23 protein-coding genes are annotated in these 21,464 nt (G+C 34.1%); all 23 read left to right on the forward strand.

The window, feature by feature from the left end; all coding sequences use genetic code 11:
* Positions 1 to 75 precede the first annotated feature (75 nt).
* The 23 genes from JOC59_RS04475 to JOC59_RS04585 all read left to right on the forward strand — a co-directional run bounded on the left by JOC59_RS04475 (position 76) and on the right by JOC59_RS04585 (position 21,462).
* The gene (locus JOC59_RS04475; RefSeq protein WP_205143604.1) at positions 76 to 1,353 is read left to right on the forward strand and encodes a dicarboxylate/amino acid:cation symporter; all 1,278 of its coding nucleotides are present in this window, start codon (positions 76 to 78) and stop codon (positions 1,351 to 1,353) included.
* Between the two features lie 157 nt (positions 1,354 to 1,510).
* Complete coding sequence (locus JOC59_RS04480) at positions 1,511 to 2,068, forward strand: 5-formyltetrahydrofolate cyclo-ligase (protein WP_205143605.1); 558 nt, start codon at positions 1,511 to 1,513, stop codon at positions 2,066 to 2,068.
* A 2-nt stretch (positions 2,069 to 2,070) separates the two neighbouring features.
* Entirely contained in the window at positions 2,071 to 2,745 is a 675-nt protein-coding gene (locus JOC59_RS04485) for a rhomboid family intramembrane serine protease (RefSeq protein WP_239517015.1), read from the forward strand.
* 1 nt (position 2,746) lies between these two features.
* Entirely contained in the window at positions 2,747 to 2,950 is a 204-nt protein-coding gene (locus JOC59_RS04490) for a YqgQ family protein (protein ID WP_205143606.1), read from the forward strand.
* Positions 2,951 to 2,964: 14 nt separating this feature from the next.
* Entirely contained in the window at positions 2,965 to 3,987 is a 1,023-nt protein-coding gene (locus tag JOC59_RS04495) for a zinc-binding alcohol dehydrogenase family protein (RefSeq protein WP_205143607.1), read from the forward strand.
* 22 nt (positions 3,988 to 4,009) lie between these two features.
* Positions 4,010 to 4,396: a DUF956 family protein gene (locus JOC59_RS04500; RefSeq protein WP_205143608.1), complete on the forward strand. Its 387-nt coding sequence runs from the start codon at positions 4,010 to 4,012 to the stop codon at positions 4,394 to 4,396.
* A gap of 248 nt (positions 4,397 to 4,644) precedes the next feature.
* Positions 4,645 to 5,616 carry a mannose/fructose/sorbose PTS transporter subunit IIA gene (locus JOC59_RS04505; protein ID WP_205143609.1) on the forward strand — a complete coding sequence of 324 codons (972 nt, stop codon included), beginning with the start codon at positions 4,645 to 4,647 and terminating at the stop codon, positions 5,614 to 5,616.
* A 30-nt stretch (positions 5,617 to 5,646) separates the two neighbouring features.
* On the forward strand, positions 5,647 to 6,453 hold the full coding sequence (locus JOC59_RS04510; protein ID WP_205143610.1) for a PTS mannose/fructose/sorbose transporter subunit IIC: 807 nt from the start codon (positions 5,647 to 5,649) through the stop codon (positions 6,451 to 6,453).
* Positions 6,454 to 6,471: 18 nt separating this feature from the next.
* Positions 6,472 to 7,383 carry a PTS system mannose/fructose/sorbose family transporter subunit IID gene (locus tag JOC59_RS04515; protein WP_205143611.1) on the forward strand — a complete coding sequence of 304 codons (912 nt, stop codon included), beginning with the start codon at positions 6,472 to 6,474 and terminating at the stop codon, positions 7,381 to 7,383.
* Positions 7,384 to 7,626: 243 nt separating this feature from the next.
* Positions 7,627 to 8,718 (forward strand): M24 family metallopeptidase, encoded by a 1,092-nt coding sequence (locus JOC59_RS04520; protein WP_205143612.1) that lies wholly within the window; start codon positions 7,627 to 7,629, stop codon positions 8,716 to 8,718.
* A gap of 123 nt (positions 8,719 to 8,841) precedes the next feature.
* Positions 8,842 to 11,073, forward strand: coding sequence for a RelA/SpoT family protein (locus JOC59_RS04525; RefSeq protein WP_205143613.1), 2,232 nt, complete (start codon positions 8,842 to 8,844; stop codon positions 11,071 to 11,073).
* A gap of 89 nt (positions 11,074 to 11,162) precedes the next feature.
* The gene (dtd, locus tag JOC59_RS04530) at positions 11,163 to 11,606 is read left to right on the forward strand and encodes a D-aminoacyl-tRNA deacylase (RefSeq protein ID WP_205143614.1); all 444 of its coding nucleotides are present in this window, start codon (positions 11,163 to 11,165) and stop codon (positions 11,604 to 11,606) included.
* A 13-nt stretch (positions 11,607 to 11,619) separates the two neighbouring features.
* A complete protein-coding gene (uvrC, locus tag JOC59_RS04535; protein WP_205143615.1) occupies positions 11,620 to 13,416 on the forward strand; it encodes an excinuclease ABC subunit UvrC in 1,797 nt (598 codons plus the stop codon).
* Positions 13,417 to 13,498: 82 nt separating this feature from the next.
* Positions 13,499 to 14,677, forward strand: coding sequence for an FtsW/RodA/SpoVE family cell cycle protein (locus JOC59_RS04540; RefSeq protein ID WP_205143616.1), 1,179 nt, complete (start codon positions 13,499 to 13,501; stop codon positions 14,675 to 14,677).
* Complete coding sequence (locus JOC59_RS04545) at positions 14,664 to 14,978, forward strand: DUF2129 domain-containing protein (RefSeq protein ID WP_205143617.1); 315 nt, start codon at positions 14,664 to 14,666, stop codon at positions 14,976 to 14,978. The genes JOC59_RS04540 and JOC59_RS04545 overlap by 14 nt, the downstream gene beginning before the upstream one ends.
* On the forward strand, positions 14,978 to 15,541 hold the full coding sequence (gene rsmD / locus JOC59_RS04550) for a 16S rRNA (guanine(966)-N(2))-methyltransferase RsmD (RefSeq protein WP_205143618.1): 564 nt from the start codon (positions 14,978 to 14,980) through the stop codon (positions 15,539 to 15,541). The genes JOC59_RS04545 and rsmD overlap by 1 nt, the downstream gene beginning before the upstream one ends.
* The gene (coaD, locus tag JOC59_RS04555; protein ID WP_205143619.1) at positions 15,538 to 16,023 is read left to right on the forward strand and encodes a pantetheine-phosphate adenylyltransferase; all 486 of its coding nucleotides are present in this window, start codon (positions 15,538 to 15,540) and stop codon (positions 16,021 to 16,023) included. The genes rsmD and coaD overlap by 4 nt, the downstream gene beginning before the upstream one ends.
* A 9-nt stretch (positions 16,024 to 16,032) precedes the next feature.
* Entirely contained in the window at positions 16,033 to 17,070 is a 1,038-nt protein-coding gene (locus tag JOC59_RS04560; protein ID WP_205143620.1) for a SepM family pheromone-processing serine protease, read from the forward strand.
* 189 nt (positions 17,071 to 17,259) lie between these two features.
* On the forward strand, positions 17,260 to 18,630 hold the full coding sequence (gene ftsA, locus JOC59_RS04565; RefSeq protein ID WP_205143621.1) for a cell division protein FtsA: 1,371 nt from the start codon (positions 17,260 to 17,262) through the stop codon (positions 18,628 to 18,630).
* Positions 18,631 to 18,647: 17 nt separating this feature from the next.
* The gene (gene ftsZ / locus JOC59_RS04570) at positions 18,648 to 19,904 is read left to right on the forward strand and encodes a cell division protein FtsZ (protein ID WP_205143622.1); all 1,257 of its coding nucleotides are present in this window, start codon (positions 18,648 to 18,650) and stop codon (positions 19,902 to 19,904) included.
* A gap of 22 nt (positions 19,905 to 19,926) precedes the next feature.
* Positions 19,927 to 20,358, forward strand: a complete 432-nt coding sequence (locus tag JOC59_RS04575; protein ID WP_205143623.1) for a cell division protein SepF — start codon at positions 19,927 to 19,929, stop codon at positions 20,356 to 20,358.
* 29 nt (positions 20,359 to 20,387) lie between these two features.
* Entirely contained in the window at positions 20,388 to 20,654 is a 267-nt protein-coding gene (locus JOC59_RS04580; protein ID WP_205143624.1) for a YggT family protein, read from the forward strand.
* Positions 20,655 to 20,670: 16 nt separating this feature from the next.
* Positions 20,671 to 21,462 carry a YlmH/Sll1252 family protein gene (locus tag JOC59_RS04585; RefSeq protein ID WP_250966314.1) on the forward strand — a complete coding sequence of 264 codons (792 nt, stop codon included), beginning with the start codon at positions 20,671 to 20,673 and terminating at the stop codon, positions 21,460 to 21,462.
* Positions 21,463 to 21,464: the final 2 nt, after the last annotated feature.

Raw genomic sequence — 21,464 nt, forward strand, 5'->3', positions numbered from 1 at the left:
AGATTAACTATCTAAGCTTACAATAGAAAGAGTGATTATTTATTAAATCTTAATATAGTAAGTGAGGAAAAGGTAATGATTCGAACAAAATTACTGCGACTATCATTAGGATGGCGAATTTTATTAGGACTAATCTGTGGAATTATTTTAGGAGTCATTTTTTACAAAAATACGCCTTTTATTAATTTTGCACAAGGGATTGGAACACTATTTATTAACATGATATCAATGATCGTGTTACCGATTGTTGTTTCTAGTTTGACTGTTGGAATTGCTAATATTGGTGATTTAAAGAAATTGGGGCGTGTTGGGGGTAAAACATTAATTTACTTTGAACTTATGTCAACAGTTGCTTTGATATTAGGATTAATTGTTGCTAATCTAACTGACTTGGGTTCTCTAGTTAATTTACATAATTTAAAAGCAACTGACATTTCACAATATGTTGCAACCGCAAAACAAACTGCTAACCATGGAATAGGTGATATATTATTAACAATTGTACCAACAAACATTTTTGCAGCCTTGAGTAGTGGTGATATGCTACCAATTATATTTTTCTCAGTATTTTTTGGCTTAGGCATATCAGCTATTGGTGAACCAGCTAAGATAGTTGTTGACTTTTTACAAGCAGTTGCTGAGGTTATGTTTAAGGTTACTGGTTGGGTAATGCAGTTTGCACCATTTGGGGTGGCTGGCTTAATCGGTGTGACAGTAGCACAATTAGGTTTAGCTTCTTTGAAACCACTGGGATTATTTATTTTAACAGCATATATGACAATGTTAATATTCATAATTGTTATTATGGGTATCGTTGCCAAGTTATATAGATTAAATATTTTCGATATTTTACTGGTACTTAAAGATGAACTAGTTTTAGCATTTTCAACAGCTAGTTCTGAAGTAACGTTACCACGATTAATTGAAAAAACACAAAAAATGGGTGTTTCAAAAGGTGTAGTATCTTTTGTAATTCCAACTGGTTATACTTTTAATTTGGACGGATCGGCAATTTATCAAGCCTTGGCGGCAATATTCTTAGCACAGGCCTATCACATTCATTTAACACTCGGGCAACAATTAACATTGCTATTTGTCCTAATGGTTACTTCAAAGGGGATGGCAGGTGTTCCAGGTGCATCATTTGTGGTGCTATTAGCTACAATTTCAACAATTGGTGTTCCGGCCTCAGGGTTAGCTTTGATTGCTGGAATTGATCGTTTAGTTGACATGGGTCGAACGGTAGTTAATGTTGCCGGTAATGCCTTGGCGACATTAATAATTGGTAAATCAGAAAATGAGTTTGATGCAACACAACACGAAAAGTATATTGCTGAAGTTAAAGCAAAATAACAAAATTTATTTTTAACGAATAAATAATGTATATAAATAGATAAAGGCAGTGGTTAATTTTTTAATAATTAAACATTGCTTTTATTTTATAATAATTTAGAGTAAATTTAGTTAATATGGATGAATTGAATAAAGAAACCTAACAAAGGATAATAAAATGGAGAAAGAGCAGCAACGAATATTAGCCAAAAGATATCTAATGTCACTCAGCAATGACCAAAGACTAAAGATAGCTTATCAGTTTAAAGAGATGTTAGTTAAGTTACCAACTTGGCAACAAGCTAAGACAATTGCAATAACGAAAGCAATGGCACATGAAATACCAACAGATTTACTTATTGAAGCTGCTTGGCACGCAAACAAGCAAGTTGTAATTCCAAAAACGTTTAAGTCAAATAAAATGTCATTTTATGAATATCAACCAAATGATAACTTAGTAAAAACAAATTTTGGTGTTTTAGAACCGGAGAAAACTGCTAAAATGATACCAAAGTCAGCAATTGATTTAGTTATTGTTCCCGGATTAAAATTTGAGATAGCTACAAATTATCGCATTGGTTATGGTGGTGGATTTTATGATAATTATCTGCGTAATTATCAAGGGATGACAATCAGTTTAGCTACAAGCCAAATGATCACTAGTGCTCCCTGTTGGCCAATAGAAGAATTTGATCAACCAGTGAAAAAAATATTAATTGTAAAGATGGAGGGATAATATTGAATAATTTAAAAAATAGAAATTGGGCTACTGAAGGTTTAATTATTATTTGTGTAATTATTTTTAGTTTAATGACACTAGCTGGGGGTACTGAAAATGGTGAAGTACTCATAAACTGGGGTGCAATGACAGGTAGTTTGTTACAAGCAGGTCAGTATTACCGCTTAATTACACCAATGTTTATTCATATTGGATTTGAACATTTATTGATGAATATGTTAACACTATACTTTGTAGGAATATATGTTGAAAAAATTTTTGGTCATACTAAGTTTTTAATAATTTATTTTATAGCAGGATTTGGTGGTAATTTAGCAAGTGCAACATGGCTTAGCAATTCAATTTCAGCAGGAGCTTCAGGTGCAATTTTTGGCCTTTTTGGTGCTTTTTTAATGTTGGGTGAAAATTATCGAAAGGTTCCTTTTTTTAAAGACCAAGCAAGAACTTTTTTAATTTTTATTGGCTTAAATTTAGTATTTGATTTTTTGCCAAACTCTGGAATTGATGTTTTTGGTCATTTAGGTGGTCTACTTTTTGGTTTTTTAAGTGCGTATATTATTGGCGTCAATAGATCTTTAGATTTACCAAAGGTTAGGTTTTTTAAAAAAATAGGAGCTATATTATTGTTACTAACAAGTGTTATCGTAATGTGGTTCATGAGTGGGATGGCTTAAGATGGATAAATTTTATGATGTATTACAAGAATTAAAAAAATATGATATCTATATTCATTTAGGGAAACGATTGTGGGATATCGAATTAGCAGCATTAGAAATTGATAATTTATATAAAGCGGGTTTATTAACACCACAAAAATATAGTAAATTTAAGTTGATTTTAGCTCATGAGCATCGATTAGAAAGTAAACTGATTAGATAATTGGGAGAAAAAGTATGCAAAATGAAACTTACAATGTTATTGGAACGTACGGTGGAACAAATAATAATATGTTGGAATATGGTCAAAGAGTCCTAGTTAAACCAACTGGTCAAGACGTTTTAGTTAAAATTAAAGCAATTTCTGTTAATCCCATTGATACAAAATTACGACAAGCATTACCAAAGCAAAATACGTTAAAAGTATTCGGTTATGATGGTGTTGGTGAAATTATTGAAATGGGCCCAGCGGTAGTTGGCTTTGAAATAGGTGATAATATATTTTATGCTGGTACAACAAGGAGAGATGGGAGTAATGGTGAATATCAACTAGTTAATGCTAAACTAGTGGCTAAAAAGCCAAACACTTTAACGCTTGCACAAAGTGTAGCAATGCCATTGACAAGTTTAACTGCTTACGAATTATTATTTGAAAAATTAGGATTAATACCACGTGCCAATGCTCATAAAGGGCAAACATTACTAATAATTAATGGGGCAGGGGGTGTTGGAGCAATTGCAACACAGCTAGGAAAGTGGATAGGGATGACAGTAATTAGTACCGCTGGAAATGAAACTAGTCGTGATTTTTGTTTTGCAATGGGGGCTGACTTTGTGGTCAATCACTATCAAAATTATCAACGTAAACTTACAGAGTTAGGGTTTAACAATGTTGATTATGTGATTGTTTTGAATGCTTTGGAACAACATTTTAGGAGTGCGGCGGCTTTAATTGCACCATTTGGGCATATTGGATCAATTATTGCAACACCTAAGGATTTACCGCTAACATTATTAAAAAACAAAAGTGCTAGTTTTGATTGGGAGTATATGTTTGCCAAAACTGATTATAATTATCAAATAGATTCGCAAGGAAAATATCTTAACACAATTGCAAAACTATTGGATGAAAAGATATTAAAGACAACAGTAAAAATTGAATTAAAAGGTATTAATTTGCATAATTTAAATAAGGCGCATGCAATGATTGAAAACGGTCATATGATTGGTAAAATTGTGTTAGTGGGTAAGTTTGAATAAACAATGAACGGGGTATTAGTGAATGGTACAGTCAATTAACACGAAGGTTGATTTAGTTATTAGCGCAAATTCCTATATGGGAATGACTGATTACGGTAAAATTATGATTGGTGATAAAGGTTTTGAATTTTATAATGAACGTGATACAAGAAAATTTGTACAAATTCCATGGGATGAGGTCGATGTAGTAATTGCCTCTATTCTATTTAAGGGGAAATGGATTCCACGATATGCTATTAAAACTAAGAAGAATGGGGTATATACATTTTCATCACGGGATGCTAAAAAAGTATTGCGGACGATCCGGATATATGTTGATGAAAATAAAATTGTCCAGTCATTAAGCTTTTTTGATGTTATGAAAAGAGGAATAAAAAATTTGTCAAAAAGAAAAAATAACAAGAAATAAATCGACTAGGCATTGATATACCTTCATTAGTTAGTAAATCATTTATTAAATTTAAGTAAGCGCTTTACTAAAATGTATTGACTATAAGTGAATATTTGCGTATGATAAATTCGAACATATTGGTTAGGTATTTATTTATTATTTTGTAAGTTTAAGTTTTTTTAATTATTTAATTTTTTTTATCCTTTAAGTAAGCGCTTACAAAAAATAAATTCCTTTCAATTTGAAAAAAGAAAAGGAGGCAAGACATGGTAGGAATTATAATTGCTAGTCATGGAGAATTTGCTGACGGAATTAAGCAGTCTGGATCAATGATTTTTGGAGAACAAGAAAACGTTCAAGCTGTAACTTTGATGCCTAGTGAAGGACCCGATGATGTTAAACAAAAAATGTTAGCAGCTGTGGCATCTTTTGATAATCAAGATGAAGTACTATTTTTAGTTGACTTATGGGGTGGAACACCATTTAATCAGGCAAATGGATTGTTTGAACAACATCAAGATAAGTGGGCAATTGTTGCTGGGTTGAATTTACCAATGTTAATTGAGGCATATGCTTCACGTCTTTCAATGGAAAGTGCGCAAGAAATTGCGGCACATATTATTGAAACTGCAAAAGATGGTGTCAAGGTTAAGCCGGAATCATTACAGCCAGTTGAAAGTAAAACAAGTGATTCTAAGCAACCGGGCAACGCTGGTACACCAGGTAAATTTAAATATGTATTAACGCGAATTGATTCACGGTTATTGCATGGGCAAGTTGCAACTGCATGGACGAAAACAACGAATCCAACACGAATCATTGTTGTATCGGATGCTGTTTCTAAAGATGAATTACGGAAGAAATTAATTCAACAAGCAGCTCCAATTGGTGTTAAAGCGCATGTTGTTCCAATCGATAAGATGATTGAATTGGCTAAAGATGATCAACATTTTGGTGGGCAACGAGTACTATTGCTATTTGAAAACCCTGAAGATGTTTTACGAGTGGTTGAAGGTGGTGTACCCCTTGAAACAATTAATGTTGGATCAATGGCGCACTCAGTGGGTAAAGTGCAACCTAATAAGGTTTTAGCATTTAATCAAGAAGATATTGATACTTTCAATAAATTAAAAGCAGCTGGTTTAAGTTTTGATGTGCGTAAGGTTCCTGCAGATTCAAAGGGAAATATGGCTGAAATTTTAACAAAAGCGCAAGAAGAATTAAACAAACAAAAATAATTTAGTAATTAGAACGGAGGATTAATCATCATGGATTTAAACTTTATTCAAGTGATATTAGTCATTATCGTGGCATTCCTTGCTGGTGTTGAAGGAATTTTAGATGAATTTCATTTTCACCAACCAGTTGTGGCATGTACTTTAATTGGTTTAGTAACTGGTAATTTGGCAGCATGTTTGATTTTAGGTGGTAGTTTGCAAATGATTGCTCTTGGTTGGGCAAATATTGGAGCAGCTGTGGCACCAGATGCAGCCTTGGCATCAGTAGCTTCGGCAATTATTTTGGTATTAGGTGGTCAAGGTAAAGCTGGAGTTTCTTCAGCGATTGCAATTGCTGTTCCTCTGGCAGTAGCTGGGTTACTTTTAACCATCATTTGTCGGACTTTAGCAACTGCTTTAGTTCACTTAATGGATGCTGCTGCTAAGGATGGTAATATTCGTAAGATGGAATTTTGGCATCTTTTGGCAATTTGTATGCAAGGACTACGAATTGCGATTCCCGCTGGGCTAATTTTAGCGATTGGTGCTGGACCTGTGCGTAGTCTTTTACATGCAATGCCTGCTTGGTTAACTGATGGCCTTGCAATTGGTGGTGGTATGGTTGTGGCTGTTGGTTATGCAATGGTTATTAATATGATGGCAACACGTGAAGTTTGGCCATTCTTTGCTCTTGGATTTGTGCTAGCAACGGTTTCTGAAATCACATTAATTGGTTTAGGTGCAATTGGTTGTGCAATCGCATTGATTTACTTAGCACTTTCAAAACAAGGTGGTTCCGGTAATGGTGGTGGATCAAATACTGGTGATCCAGTTGGCGATATCATCGATAACTACTAAAAGAGGAGGATAACTATAATGGCAGAAAGAATTTCACTATCTAAAAAAGATCGGTTATCTGTTTGGTGGCGTTCAACTTTTCTACAAGGTTCATGGAATTATGAACGGATGCAAAATGGTGGTTGGGCTTTCTCTTTAGTACCAGCGATTAAGCGGTTATATAAAACAAAAGAGGATCGAGCAGCGGCATTAAAACGGCACCTTGAATTTTTTAACACACATCCGTATATTGCCTCACCAATTATTGGGGTAACTCTAGCCTTAGAAGAAGAACGAGCTAACGGAGCTCCAGTTGATGACGTTGCTATTCAAGGGGTTAAGGTTGGGATGATGGGACCTTTAGCGGGGATTGGTGATCCAGTCTTTTGGTTTACAGTAAAGCCAATCTTAGGAGCGCTAGCTGCCTCTCTTGCGATGAGCGGTAATATTTTAGGCCCAATCATTTATTTTGTGGGTTGGAATGTAATTCGCATGGGGTTCATGTGGTATACTCAAGAATTTGGTTATAAGGCTGGTTCAAAAATTACAGAAGATTTATCAGGTGGTGTTTTACAAGATATTACAAAGGGTGCTTCCATCTTAGGAATGTTTATTCTAGGAGCATTAGTAAATCGATGGGTTTCCGTTAAGTTCACACCAACCGTTTCATCAGTAAAATTGGACAAGGGTGCTTATATTGACTGGAGTAATCTCCCTGCTGGTGCTAAGGGTATTCAAGCGGCCTTACAACAACAAGCTGCTGGATTATCATTGACATCACATAAAGTAACAACCCTGCAAAATAATTTAGACAGTTTGATACCTGGTTTAGCAGGCTTGGCTATTACGTTATTATGTATGTGGTTGCTTAAGAAAAAGGTTTCACCAATTATTATTATTTTAGGACTCTTTGCAGTTGGTATTATTTTCCACCTAATTAATTTAATGTAATTAACTTATATACAATGTTGGTAGGAAAATAGTTACTGAGAACTATCATTGGTTATCATAGATTATAAAAAACCACCAGTATGCTAATGAAATTAGTTTCATTAGCATACTGGTGGTTTTACATATAATTACAGAGGTTTAATGCACAAAATTGTTAATTCTTAATGTGTGATATTATATGCTATGATATAAATACAAAAATTAATTCCTGTAATTTTAAATTATTAAATAAAGAGGTAAAAAATGGCAGAACTTGATGAATATAATCGGACTAATAAATTTAAAAAAATATTAAAAATGAGTCAAATTGATGCACTAATTATTACTAATGGCAATAACATGCGGTATTTAACAACCTTTACTGGTGGAACGGGTGATGGTGTTGTTGTAGGGACACAAGGCAAAATCTATTTAATTACTGATAGCCGCTATGAAGAAGAATTGAAGGCATTAAATCATAAATTATTTGAATTAGTAATCACGCGAGATTACTACCAAACGGCAGCAAATATTATCAAAAAAAATAAATTAAAAACAGTTAGTTTTGAAGATGATATGCAGTTTAAAGTATTTGATTTATTAGATGAAATTGTAATTGCTAATGAATTTATGCCATTGCCAGGACTGATAGAAACGATGCGGGAAATAAAAACGGCTGAGGAATTAACAAAAATTAAAAAAGCATGTGATATTTCAATTGAAGCCTTTAAGCAACTACTTCTAAAAGTGCATGTAGGGATGACAGAAATTGAAGTAGCTAATGAATTGGATTATTTAGCTAGAAAATTGGGTGCTCAAAAGGCATCATTTGATACAATTGTAGCTAGTGGTTATCGAAGTGCGTTACCACATGGGGCAGCTAGTGATAAAAAAATTGAAAAAGGTGATCTAGTAACCATTGATTATGGGTATTATGTTGATGGCTATACGTCTGATATTACACGAACAATTGCATTTGGTGAGATAGATGCTGAGTTACTAAAAATTTACGATATTGTTAAAGTGGCGCAAGCCAAAGTGCTTGAAAAAGTAGCACATGAAAGGCCCTTAGCTATTTTAGATCAAACCGGTCGTGATTATATAACTGCAATGGGATATGGAAAACAATTTAATCATGGCATGGGCCATGGAATAGGTCTAGATATTCATGAAGGACCTAATATTGGCCGACAAAGTGATGATGAAATGTTGGCAAATAATTTATTAACAATCGAACCTGGAATTTATTTACCTACAAAGGGAGGCGTTAGAATTGAAGATGATATTGTTGTTACAAAAGAAGGGTATCTTAATTTAACTGCGGCATTAACAACTGATTTAATTGTTATTAATTAATAAATTTAGTACGGTTATTGATGCACTTTAATCGTAATATACGATATAATTAAAATTAACTCAATATTAAGGTAGTTACCTGCTGATTCGGGAAACTATCTTGCCGAAAGTCAGGTGAAAGTAATGCCAAAACAAAAAAATTTAACAGCCCAAGATGTTCATGCTGCTGTCAGTCAATATATGAATCCAGAACATGTAGCATTTGTCGATAAGGCATATGCATTTGCAGCCCGGTTGCATAAGGAACAAATTCGTAAATCAGGGGAGCCATATATTATCCATCCAATTCAAGTAGCAGGGATTTTAGCACAGTTACATATGGATCCAGAAACAATTGTGGCAGGTTATTTACATGATGTAGTTGAAGACACTGTTGCAACTTTAGATGATCTACAAGAATTATTTGGAGCTAATGTTGCCTTAATTGTCGATGGTGTTACTAAGTTAGGGAAAATTGAATATAAGAGTAGTCAAGAACAATTAGCAGAAAATCATCGTAAATTATTATTGGCAATGTCTAAAGATATTCGTGTAATTATTGTTAAACTAGCAGATCGTTTACATAATATGCGCACCTTACAACATCTCAGACCAGAGAAACAACGAAGAATTGCTTCAGAAACATTAGAAATTTATGCACCGCTTGCTGATCGCTTGGGAATTAGCACAATTAAGTGGGAGTTAGAGGATTCATCGTTACGTTATTTAAATCCAGAGCAATATCATCGAATTGCTCACCTTATGGATAGTCGCCGTGAGGAGCGTATGGCGTATATTAATTCAGCAATCGCTGCCATTCAAAGTGCCGTTGATGATTTAGGTTATACAAACGTAAAAATTTATGGTCGACCTAAACATATTTATTCTGTTTACCGAAAAATGGTTGATAAAAAAAAGCAATTTGACGAAATTTATGATTTATTAGCAATTAGAATCGAAGTTAACACGATTCCAGAAACGTATGCAGTTCTTGGCATTATTCATTCACAGTGGACACCGATTCCAGGAAGGTTTAAAGATTATATTGCTTTACCTAAGGCTAATGGATATCAAAGTTTGCATACTACGGTTGTTGGACCAATGGGGAAACGCGTTGAAATTCAGATTAGAACTCATGAAATGCACCGAATTGCTGAGTATGGGGTAGCTGCTCATTGGGCATATAAAGAAGGTAATTTCAATGGGGCAGATGTACAAAATCAAGATCAAAAGAAGCTTAATATGATCCAAGGAATTATTGAACTACAACATGAAACTAAAGATGCCGATGATTTTATGGACGCTGTTAAAGGAGACTTATTTTCAGATCGAGTATATGCATTTACACCCAAAGGGGATGTCTATGAGTTACCAAAGGGGGCTGGTCCCCTTGATATGGCGTATATCATTCATACTGAAGTTGGCCATAAAACTACTGGAGCACGTGTTAATGGCAAGATGGTGCCTTTAAATTCAGAATTAAAAACAGGTGATATTGTAGAAATAATAACTAGTAATACTGCTCGGCCAAGTAGGGATTGGTTTAATTTGGTTTCAACAAGACGGGCCCGTAATAAAATAAAGCAATATTTTCGTAAACAAAATCGAGAAGAAAATATTGAGGCAGGGAAAACATTAATTATTAATTTCTTACAAGAAGAGGGTTTTGATCCAGATGAAATTTTAACTGAAGAAAATGAAAAACATGCAGTTGGTAAACTACATGTTATGGGAATTGATGATATGTTTGCTTCACTGGGCTATGGTGACTTAGCACCACAAGGAGTTGCTAATAAGTTAACAGAAGCAAAACGGGAGCAACAAGAAAAGGATCGACTAAAGCGACAAGAAAAAGAGTTGCTTGAAGAACATAAAATAATGGACGTTGCTAGTACATTGTCTCAAAGGAAAAAGCATACAGCTTCAGATGGAGTTATAATCGAAGGTGTTGATGGCTTACTGGTTAGATTAAGTCATTGTTGTACACCGATTCCAGGAGATAACATTGTTGGGTATATAACCAAAGGTCGTGGTGTTTCCATTCATCGGGCTGATTGTCCCAATGTACGGGATGCTGAACGACAAGGACAACGATTAATTGATGTTGAATGGCAATTTCCAGAAGGAGAACGACCAAATTATGATGCTGATTTGACAATTAGCGGTAATAATCGGAATGGGCTACTAAATGATGTAATTAAGACCGCTAATGCTAATACTAAATATTTAATGTCCGTGAATGGGCGAGTTGATCATAATGGTTTGGTATTAATTTCATTATCGGTGGGAGTCCGTAATTCAACTCATTTGGATCAATTGATGGCCAGTGTCAATAATATTCCAGATGTATATGATGTTAAACGAGCACTACACTAACCTTTAATCAAAAACAAAAGGGCTGTGACAAATGTAATTTATTGTCGCGCCTTTTTTACTATATACAAGATAAATTAGGAGAACCTATAATGCGAATTGTGATCCAAAGAGTAAAAGCGGCAAATGTTATGGTTAATGAACAAATTATTGGGAAAATTGGTCAAGGGCTAGTATTATTAGTGGGAATTATCAATGAAGATACGCTAGCTGATATTGAGTATCTTGTACGGAAAATAACCAATATGCGTATTTTTGAAGATGAAATCGGTAAGATGAATTTATCTCTGAAGGATATCGGGGGGGAAGTATTATCAATATCACAATTTACGTTGCTAGCAGAAACACGTAAAGGGAATCGACCAAGTTTTACTGGTGCTGGTGCACCGGAATTTTCAAAAAGGATGTATGATCAATTTAATAACTATTTAAGAAAGGAAGTACCGATGACTACAGGTCAGTTTGGTGCAGATATGCAAGTAAGTCTAATTAATGATGGACCAGTGACAATTGTGATTGACTCAAAGCAAAAATAGTGGAGAAAAATTAGTGACATCAGAATTAATCGAAAAAAAATTAGCATTATTACCAAATGAGCCTGGTTCATATCAGATGAAAAATGCTGATGGGAAAATAATCTATGTTGGTAAGGCAAAAAATTTAAAAAATCGAGTGCGTTCCTACTTTAAGGTAGAACATACTGGTAAAACGGCTGAATTAGTAAAGAGTATAGCGGATTTTGATTTTATTGTAACTAGTTCAGATAAAGAAGCTTTTTTACTAGAAATTACATTAATTCAAAAATGGCAACCTTACTACAATATTCGACTTAAACAAGGAACAGGTTATCCATATATAAAAATAACTGCTGAAAAAGATCCACAGTTAGTCTTGGTAAGTGAAGTAAAAAAAGATAATGGTATATACTTCGGCCCATATCCGAATGTTTATGCTGCACAGGAAACATTACATTTATTACAAAAAGTATATCCGTTACGACGGTGTAATGGTTTTCAAGGGCGCCCATGTCTTTATTATCACATGGGGCAGTGTTTAGGCGCGTGTTTTAAAGAAGTCTCTAACGAAAAATATCAAAAACAAATTAATAAAATTCGTTCATTTTTAAATGGTAACACTCAGCAGATCACTAAGAAATTAACCGCAGATATGTACATTGCGGCCAATGAGATGGAATATGAAAGAGCAGGTGAAATACGAGATCAGCTAAAATTTATTGATACAACCGTTGAAAAACAAAAAATAATTATGCATGATAATATTGATCGCGATATTATTAATTTTACTGAGGATCAAGGATGGTTATCAGTACAAATATTTTTTATTCGACAAGCACGGTTAATGAAACGGGAGAAACAAATTTTTACGTATGTTGATAGTGCCATTGATACGATGAATAACTTTATTATTCAATTTTATCGACGAAAAAATCTGACACTACCAAAAGAAATTTTGATTACGAACAAATTAGACAAAGAATTGTTAAGCACGGTATTGCAACTGAACTTTAAGACACCGCAAAAGGGGATAAAGAAGCAATTATTAGATTTAGCAGCCAAAAACGCACAAATAGCCTTAGCGGAAAAGTTAAAATTAATGCTTGATGACTCTAAAAAAACAACAGGTGCGGTTCAGAGCCTAAGTGACTTACTGGCAATACCTTATGCCCAAAATATTGAAATCTTTGATCATTCACACATTCAAGGTTCGGATTTAGTGTCCGCAATGGTTACATTTGTTGATGGTAAAGCGGCTAATAATTTATATCGTAAGTATAAATTAAAAACGGTTAATCATGCAGATGAATATCAAGCCACGCAAGAAGTGGTACGGAGAAGGTATACACGGTTGTTAAAGGAACATAAAAAGATGCCGGACTTAATTCTACTCGATGGTGGGACAATTCAATTGACAGCAGCCAAGGACGTTTTAGAAAATGAACTAAATCTTAAAATACCAATAGCCGCCATGGTTAAAAATGACCAACATAAAACAGCAGGCTTGATTCAAAATACTCAGGTAAAAGAACTCGATAAGCATTCAGGGGTTTTTCACTTATTAGAACGCATGCAAGAAGAGGTTCATCGTTTTGCAATCAGTTTTCATCGACAAGTGCATAGTAAAAAAGCTTTAGCATCACGGCTTGATGAAATTCGTGGTGTTGGGCCAAAAACACGTCAAAAGTTATTAGTAAAGTTTGGTTCGATTAATAAAATTGCACAAGCATCACTTACAGAGATAAAGGCATTAGGTATCTCAGAAACTACGGCACAACAAATAAAACTATCGCTAGAGGCTATTATGAAAGCGGAAAAACTTAAAAAGTAAACTTTGCTTAGGGGTTACTATATTTGTATTAAAAGATGCGGTAGAATTAATTAATATCGCAAAAAAGAAGTGGTGGAAGTTGATGAGTAATAAACGCGTAAAAAATTTGGATTACTATATTTTAGTACCGGCAATAATGTTAATGCTTTTTGGCATAGTTAATGTCTTTTCAGCAAGTTCTAATATGGCATCGGGGTCGCCGTTTACATACTTATTGAAGCAGTGCGTATATGTAACAATTACTTTAGGTGTCAGTATTTTCGTGTATCATGTAAAGTTATCCAAAATATTAAGTGAAAAATTTGCTAAACATTATTTAATGATAGTTGTAATTGGATTAATTATTGCTAGATTATTTATGCCAGCAGTAAATGGTGCACATGGTTGGATTATTTTAGGTGTTGTGAGTATTCAACCGGCAGAATTTGCTAAATTGGGATTAATTATTTATTTTGCAAAATATTTTAGTCAGTATTCTTTTAAGCCAAAACATCTACAGGAAACCATTTTCGTTCCTAATAAATGGATTTTACCAGCGATTATCTTATTTTTAATAGCAATTATGCCTGACATAGGTAATTTGGCAATTAATTTGTTTATCATATTAGTGATGATTTTGGCAAGTGAAATTAGTTGGAAATGGGCTGCGCTAGCTTTTAGTTCGATTGGAACACTGTGGATAGCTTTGCCATTAGTTATTACACAATTAAATATTGGTGCTAGTAATTATGGATTGAAAAGGTTAGTTGCTTTTGTTAATCCTTGGAAATATGAAAAAGGTTCAGGGACCCAATTAATTAATTCATATTATGCTATTAGTAATGGTGGTCTATTTGGGGTTGGATTAGGTAATTCAATTCAAAAAACTGGATACTTACCAGAACCAAATACTGACTTTATTATGGCAGTAGTAGCAGAAGAATGGGGGGCTATTGGAATTTTAGTGGTACTAACCTTATTATTGATCATTATTTACAGAATTATCGTAATCGGTGTTCAGGCGACAAGAACGGATATTCGTATTATGATGTATGGACTAGCAGCATACTTAACAATTCAAATTTTGGTTAACATTGGTGGAGTTTCAGGTGTATTACCAATTACTGGAGTTACTTTTCCATTTATTTCATATGGTGGATCTTCAACGCTCATGATCGGTTTATCGATGGGTATGGCATTAAATGCTAGTTCAGTAGTACAACAAGAAAAATTTAAGAGACAACAAAAAAACTATAAGCGAGGTAATAATGGCAGAATTTAGTATTGAAAAACGCCGAGCAATTTATGTTTACTTACGTAGCTTGCGACAAGTTAAACAGCTTAGAAAATATGGGCAAGTTGAATTTACTTCAAGAAAAATGCACTATATTTTACTATATATGGATGCTGATTTAATTGAGGAAACAAAGGATAAATTGATCAAATTAGGATTTGTAATACGAATTAAGGACGCTATTCGATCAAATTTAAATGCAAATCTTAATGAAAAAAATGAAGATAATGGATTTACAATGGCAAATGATGAGGTAAATGATTTGCTAGATGAAGGAGTAGAGTTATAATGCGAATCGTTGCAGGAGAATTTGGTGGCCGTCCTTTAAAAGCAGTGCCTGGAACAGCGACACGACCAACAACTGATAAAGTTAAAGAAGCAATTTTTAGTATGATTGGCCCATATTTTGATGGTGGTATTAGCTTGGATTTATTCGCTGGCTCAGGTGGTTTATCAATCGAAGGGGTATCGCGAGGAATTGATAAGGCGTATTTAGTTGATAAACAATTTGCGGCAATTAAAACAATCAAAGCTAATATTGAGGTTACAAAGGCAGCTGATAAATTTAGTGTTTCTAAGCAAGATGCTACTGTAGCGTTGGACAATTTTGCTAATGAAAAAATAAAGTTTGATGTTATTTACTTAGATCCACCATATGCTAAACAACAAATTTTGAAAGATTTAGCAATTATGCAAAAGAACAATTTATTGAATGAAGATGCGATTATTGTCACTGAAACAGACCAATCAGCTCAGTTACCTGTTGATATACCAAATTTTGTGCAAACTAATCACAAAAATTATGGAATCACGGTAATAAGTGTGTATAAATATTTGGGGGCAGTTAAATGAAAATAGCATTATTCCCAGGAAGTTTTGATCCCATGACAAATGGTCATTTAGATATTATTAAGCGTGCAAGTGGTTTGTTTGATCATTTGATTGTTGGGGTGGGTACTAATACTAGTAAACAGCCTTTATTTACGATGACTGAAAAAATTAGCCTTATCAAGGCAGCAACAGGCGGGTTTGCGAATATTGATGTTATTCAAATTGATGGTTTAACAGTCGATGTTATGAATAAAATTGGTGCTAAGTATATTATACGTGGTTTGCGAAACGAAAGTGATTATTTATATGAAAGAGATATCGCTGAGATGAATCGCTATTTACGTGATGATATAGAAACTGTCATTTTATTAGCACATCATGAAAATCAAAATGTAGCATCAAGTATGATTAAAGAGCTAGCGTACTTTGGTGGTGATGTTTCAAAACTAGTACCAGCAGTTGTAAATCAAGCATTACAAGCTAAAAAATCATTAGGAAAGTAAGGACGCTTTATGGTGAAAAAACACAAACTTTTAAGATGGGCAGCCTTTTTTTTAGGAATGATGTTCCTAATCATTATTTGTTTTAAACCATTAAATTACTATATTGAATCGCCAGGAGGGGCAACAAATATTACCCCGTTTGTTAAAATTAACCAACAAAAAAAGCATAAAAAGGGTCAATTTATGATTACTTATGTTCAACTTGCACAAGCAACGCCATTATCGTTGATATTAGCAAAGTTCAAGCAGCAAGATACCATTTATACTACAATGCAAATAACAGGTGGGGCTAATAGTAAAACGTATAATCGAGTGCAAAATTTTTATATGCAAAATGCAATTGACGAAGCGATTGCAGTTGCTTATAAAGCTGCTAATAAGCAAGTTTCTGCTAAATATGTTGGTATATTTATTACATCAATTGCTAAAAAATCATATTTCAGTAAACAGTTAAGGGTAGGTGATACAGTAACTAAAATAAATGGGCATCACTTTAAAAATGCACGTGGGTACCAACAATATTTAGCTAAAAAAACGGTTAATAGTAAAGTAACGGTAACCTACATCAGAAATAATGTTACCAAAGTAGTTACTAATAAATTAATTAATTTAGGTAATAGCCGAGCGGGGCTAGGAATTAGTTTAGCTGATAACGTTAAGGTGACTACTACTCCTAAAATTAGTGTCAATCCAGGCCAAATTGGTGGTCCATCTGGTGGCTTGATGTTTTCTTTAGAAATTTACAACCAGTTGATTAACAATAATCTCAAACATAATCAAAAAATTGCCGGAACAGGAACGATTGATTTAGCAGGTAATGTTGGCGAAATTGGCGGTATTGATAAAAAAGTAATTGCTGCTAATAAAGCGGGAGCCGCAATTTTCTTTGCACCATATGTAAAACCTACTAAATTAAATAAAATGATTGATGGTGGGGCTACAAATTATCAGGTAGCTAAAAAAACCATTAAAAAGTATCATTTAAAGTTAAAATTAGTACCGGTGGAAACATTTAATGATGGAATAAATTATTTAGCAAAACATTAGAAAAACAAATAAAAGGCAAATTTTTAAGAGCCTTTTATTTGTTTTATTTTATTTTTTTTGAAAAGGCTATAAAAGGTGATTTATGTATGATTTTATCCCCCAATAAACTGTAATCTATGATAAACTTATTAAGTATATAAAAATTACAAGACTATCGGAAAGTCTTGAACTCAGGGGGGATTACCTCATATGCATAACAATGAAATTCATGTTGGTTTAGATATCGGAACATCAATGATTAAAGTTATTGTCGCAGAAACTCAAAACGGACAAACAAATGTTATCGGCATTGGTAGCGTTAAATCCAAGGGAGTTAAGCGGGGGGTAATTGTTGATATTAACGAAACAGCTAATGCGATTAAAGAAGCTGTTGATCAAGCCGCTATGAAGGCAAATATACAAATTACAGAAGTTGTTGTTGGTTTACCTGCTAATCAATTGAAGATTGAACAAGTACATGGCTTATCCGCTATTACAAGTCAAGATAAGCGTATTTCCAATGACGATGTTAAAGAAGTTGCACGTCAAGCATTAATTCAAAATTTACCACCAGAACGTGAGATAATTGACCTATCACCAACAGAGTTCATTGTTGATGGCTTTGATAGCATTAAAGATCCGGTAGATATGGTCGGGGTACGATTAGAAATGCGTGGTATCGCATTTACTGGTCCAAAGACAATTATCCATAATGTCAAAATGGCAGTTGAAAAAGCCGGTTTTAATTTACGTGAATTTGTTATAATACCATTAGCAATTGGTCGAGCTATTCTCAGTGATGGTGAACAAAATTTTGGAACAGTCTTGATCGATGTTGGGGCAGGTCAAACAACTGTGGCAGTTATTCATGATTACCAATTAAAATTTGCTACGGTTGATCAAGAAGGTGGTAATTATATTACTAAGGATGTTTCTACGGTACTTAATACCTCTTACTCAAGTGCAGAAAAAATTAAGCGTGATTACGGATATGCAGATTCATTATTAGCATCTGAAAACAATGAAATTCAAATTCCAGTTGTTGGTAAGGAACAGCCAGTTAAAATAACTGAAAAATACTTATCAGAAATAATTGAAGCTAGAGTTGATCAAATCTTTGCCAGAATATTTAAAATGCTACAGCCAATTGGAGCATTAGACATGCCAGGGGGGATTGTCTTAACTGGTGGAAGTGCTAATTTAGCAGAAATTAGTAAGTTTGTACAACAAATGTTTGGAATGAATGTCAAAATTGGAATGCCTAATCAAATTGGGCTAAAAAATCCAGCAGTAACGGCGGGATATGCAATTGTAAAATTTGCGGCTGAACAAACTATGACTGAACGAGTTGTTAAAGAGGTTGTTTTTGGCACCCAAATTCAGCAAACACAACAGGATAATATATATTCGGAAAATAAAAAACGTGGCCTTGGCCGGCGAACATACGACAAATTTGATGAAACAGATACAGAAGAAATAATTGATAATTCATTCGAAGAAGATGAAGGAATCTTCAAGAATGATCCTAAAAAGAAAATTACAGACAGAGTCAAGCAAATTTTTAATAGTTTCTTTGACTAGTATTTGGAGGATAAACTATGGACTTCATGGTAGATGAAACCGAGCAATTCGGGGCAAAAATTAAAGTAATAGGTGTTGGTGGTGGTGGTTCAAACGCTGTCAATCGTATGATTGAAGAAGGTGTTTCAGGAGTTGAATTTATTGTTGCTAATACTGATGTACAGGCACTAGAAGCATCTAAAGCAGAAACACGAATTCAATTAGGACCTAAATTAACTAAGGGACTAGGGGCTGGATCAAATCCAGACGTTGGGACAAAGGCAGCTCAGGAGTCAGAGCAAGATATTTCGGAAGCTTTAGCAGGTGCTGATATGGTGTTTGTTACTGCTGGAATGGGTGGCGGTACCGGTAATGGTGCGGCGCCAGTGGTTGCCAAAATTGCTAAAGAACAAGGTGCGTTAACTGTAGGTGTTGTTACACGGCCGTTTACGTTTGAAGGTCCTCGACGTGGCCGTTATGCAGCGGAAGGATTAGCAAATCTTAAAGAAAATGTTGATACGTTAATTGTTATTGCTAATAACCGTCTATTAGAAATTGTTGATAAAAAAGCACCAATGATGGAAGCATTTAAGGAAGCTGATAATGTTTTACGTCAAGGTGTACAAGGTATTTCTGATTTGATCATTAATCCGGGTTTTATTAACTTGGATTTTGCGGATGTTAAGACAGTGATGACTAATCAAGGAACTGCTTTAATGGGAATTGGTTCTGCAAATGGTGAAAATCGGGCATCAGAGGCAACAAAAAAGGCTATTTCATCACCATTGCTAGAAGCAGAAATCACAGGTGCTGAGCAAGTACTATTAAATATAACTGGTGGTCCTGATATGTCGTTGTTTGAAGCGCAAGCAGCTTCTGATGTTGTGGCACAAGCAGCGGGAACGGATGTTAATATTATTTTTGGAACGTCGATTGATATGGAAATGAATGAGGAAATTAGAGTGACAGTTATTGCAACTGGAATTGAAAATGCCCATGCTAAAGCCACGCAACCTCAATCTGCCTTCAATCATCAAACTGTAATGCCCAAACAAGCAAATAATACCGTTGCAGAAACACCAAATACAAATAATATTGGAAATAACCAAGATCGTTTTCAAGGTTGGAATGATATTCAAAATGAGCAACCACGACAAACTAATTTAAATGATAATGATCAATTTAAAGGTATTGAAAAACCCGATTTTAACGTTTTTAATACTGATAGTGATCAAAATGATGATGGGGATGATGGTGATTTAAATACACCAGTGTTCTTTAAACGAAGAAAGTAATGCACGATTGGAGGTAAGGTAAATGGCATTTAGTTTTAAAAATTTCTTTAATATGGATGAAGAATATTTAGAAGATGAACCTGAATATATTAATTCTATGGAGACAATTAATAACCAATCGACCAAGACACCCCGCCAAAATAATAACAATGTACTTTCAATGGCAGAACATCGAAGTGAACCTAAAGTGAATAATAGTAAAATAAGTCTATTTGAACCTAAAAAATATGCCGACGTCAAAGAAGTAGCAAATCGTTTATTGTCTGGACAAGCAACGATTGTTAATTTTTCTTCAATCGAAGATAGTCAAGCAAAACGAATTGTTGATTTTTTAACGGGAACTGTCTATGCAATTGATGGTGAAATTGAACGAATAGGTGATGCTATTTTCTTAGTAACACCACATAATTATGAAATTAGCGGAAGTGTTTCTGCGTCAATAAGCAAGGATTAAATTCCTAACTTTAAGGAGAATTACGAACAATGTCAATTGTTTTATTAGTTATTGCCAAACTTATTCAATTATACATTTGGCTAATTATTGCTAATGCGTTAATGAGTTGGTTCCCGGGGGCGGGACAATCTAGTCTAGGTCGGTGGATAAGTAAAGTCGTCGATCCATATTTAAATGTTTTTAGTTTTATAAAACCAATTGGTGGTGTTGATTTTAGTCCGGTTGTAGCTGTGCTAGCACTTGAAGCAGCACAACTAGGAATTCAAAGAATTTTTATCTTTTTGGGCCTAGTTTAGGTGAAGTATGGTGATCGTGAATAATAATAATATTGCACAACACTTTCGCCCAGATGAGCTAAAATTTATTGAGCAAGTTCAAAGTTGGTTAAAAGTAGCACTTGATGAATATCGACCGGTGTTGAGCCAATTTTTAAATCCTCGACAACAAAGAATTGCAACTACAGTAGTAAACCGTGAGGCAACAGTTAACCATCGATACTATGGCGGCCAAAATGCGGAAATGCAAAGATTGCTAATTTATCCAAGTTATTATGAACCTGAGGTTGCTGATTTTGAAATAAGTTTGTTACAAATTGATTATCCAACCAAATTTGCGATACTTAAACATAATCAAATTTTAGGATCACTTATGGGATTGGGATTAACACGAAATACATTTGGTGATGTAGTAAATGCTGGCGATACTTGGCAATTCTTTGTAAATAAAGATATGGCATCATATGTTATTACTAATTTAACCAAGATTGATAAAATTAAAATTCACTTGCATCCGGTGGCATTAAGTTTAGCAGTCAGAAATGAAGATGAATGGGAAAACACTACAATTACAGTTTCGTCATTACGTCTAGATGTTTTAATTTCAGAAACATTTAATTTATCAAGAAGTCGTGTTAAACAAATGGTTGAGGCAGGAAATGTTAAATTAAATTGGGCAGAAATTTTCAAGCCTGATTATAGCATAACATTAGATGACTGGATTTCAGTTCGTCATTTTGGACGTATACGTTTAGTTGAAGTTTTAGGAACTACCAAAAAAGAAAAATTAAGGGTTAACATTAATAAAATTGAAAATAGCAAGAAATGAGG

Origin of the sequence: Periweissella beninensis (assembly GCF_016908275.1) — a bacterium.
Taxonomy (GTDB): Bacteria; Bacillota; Bacilli; order Lactobacillales; family Lactobacillaceae; genus Periweissella; species Periweissella beninensis.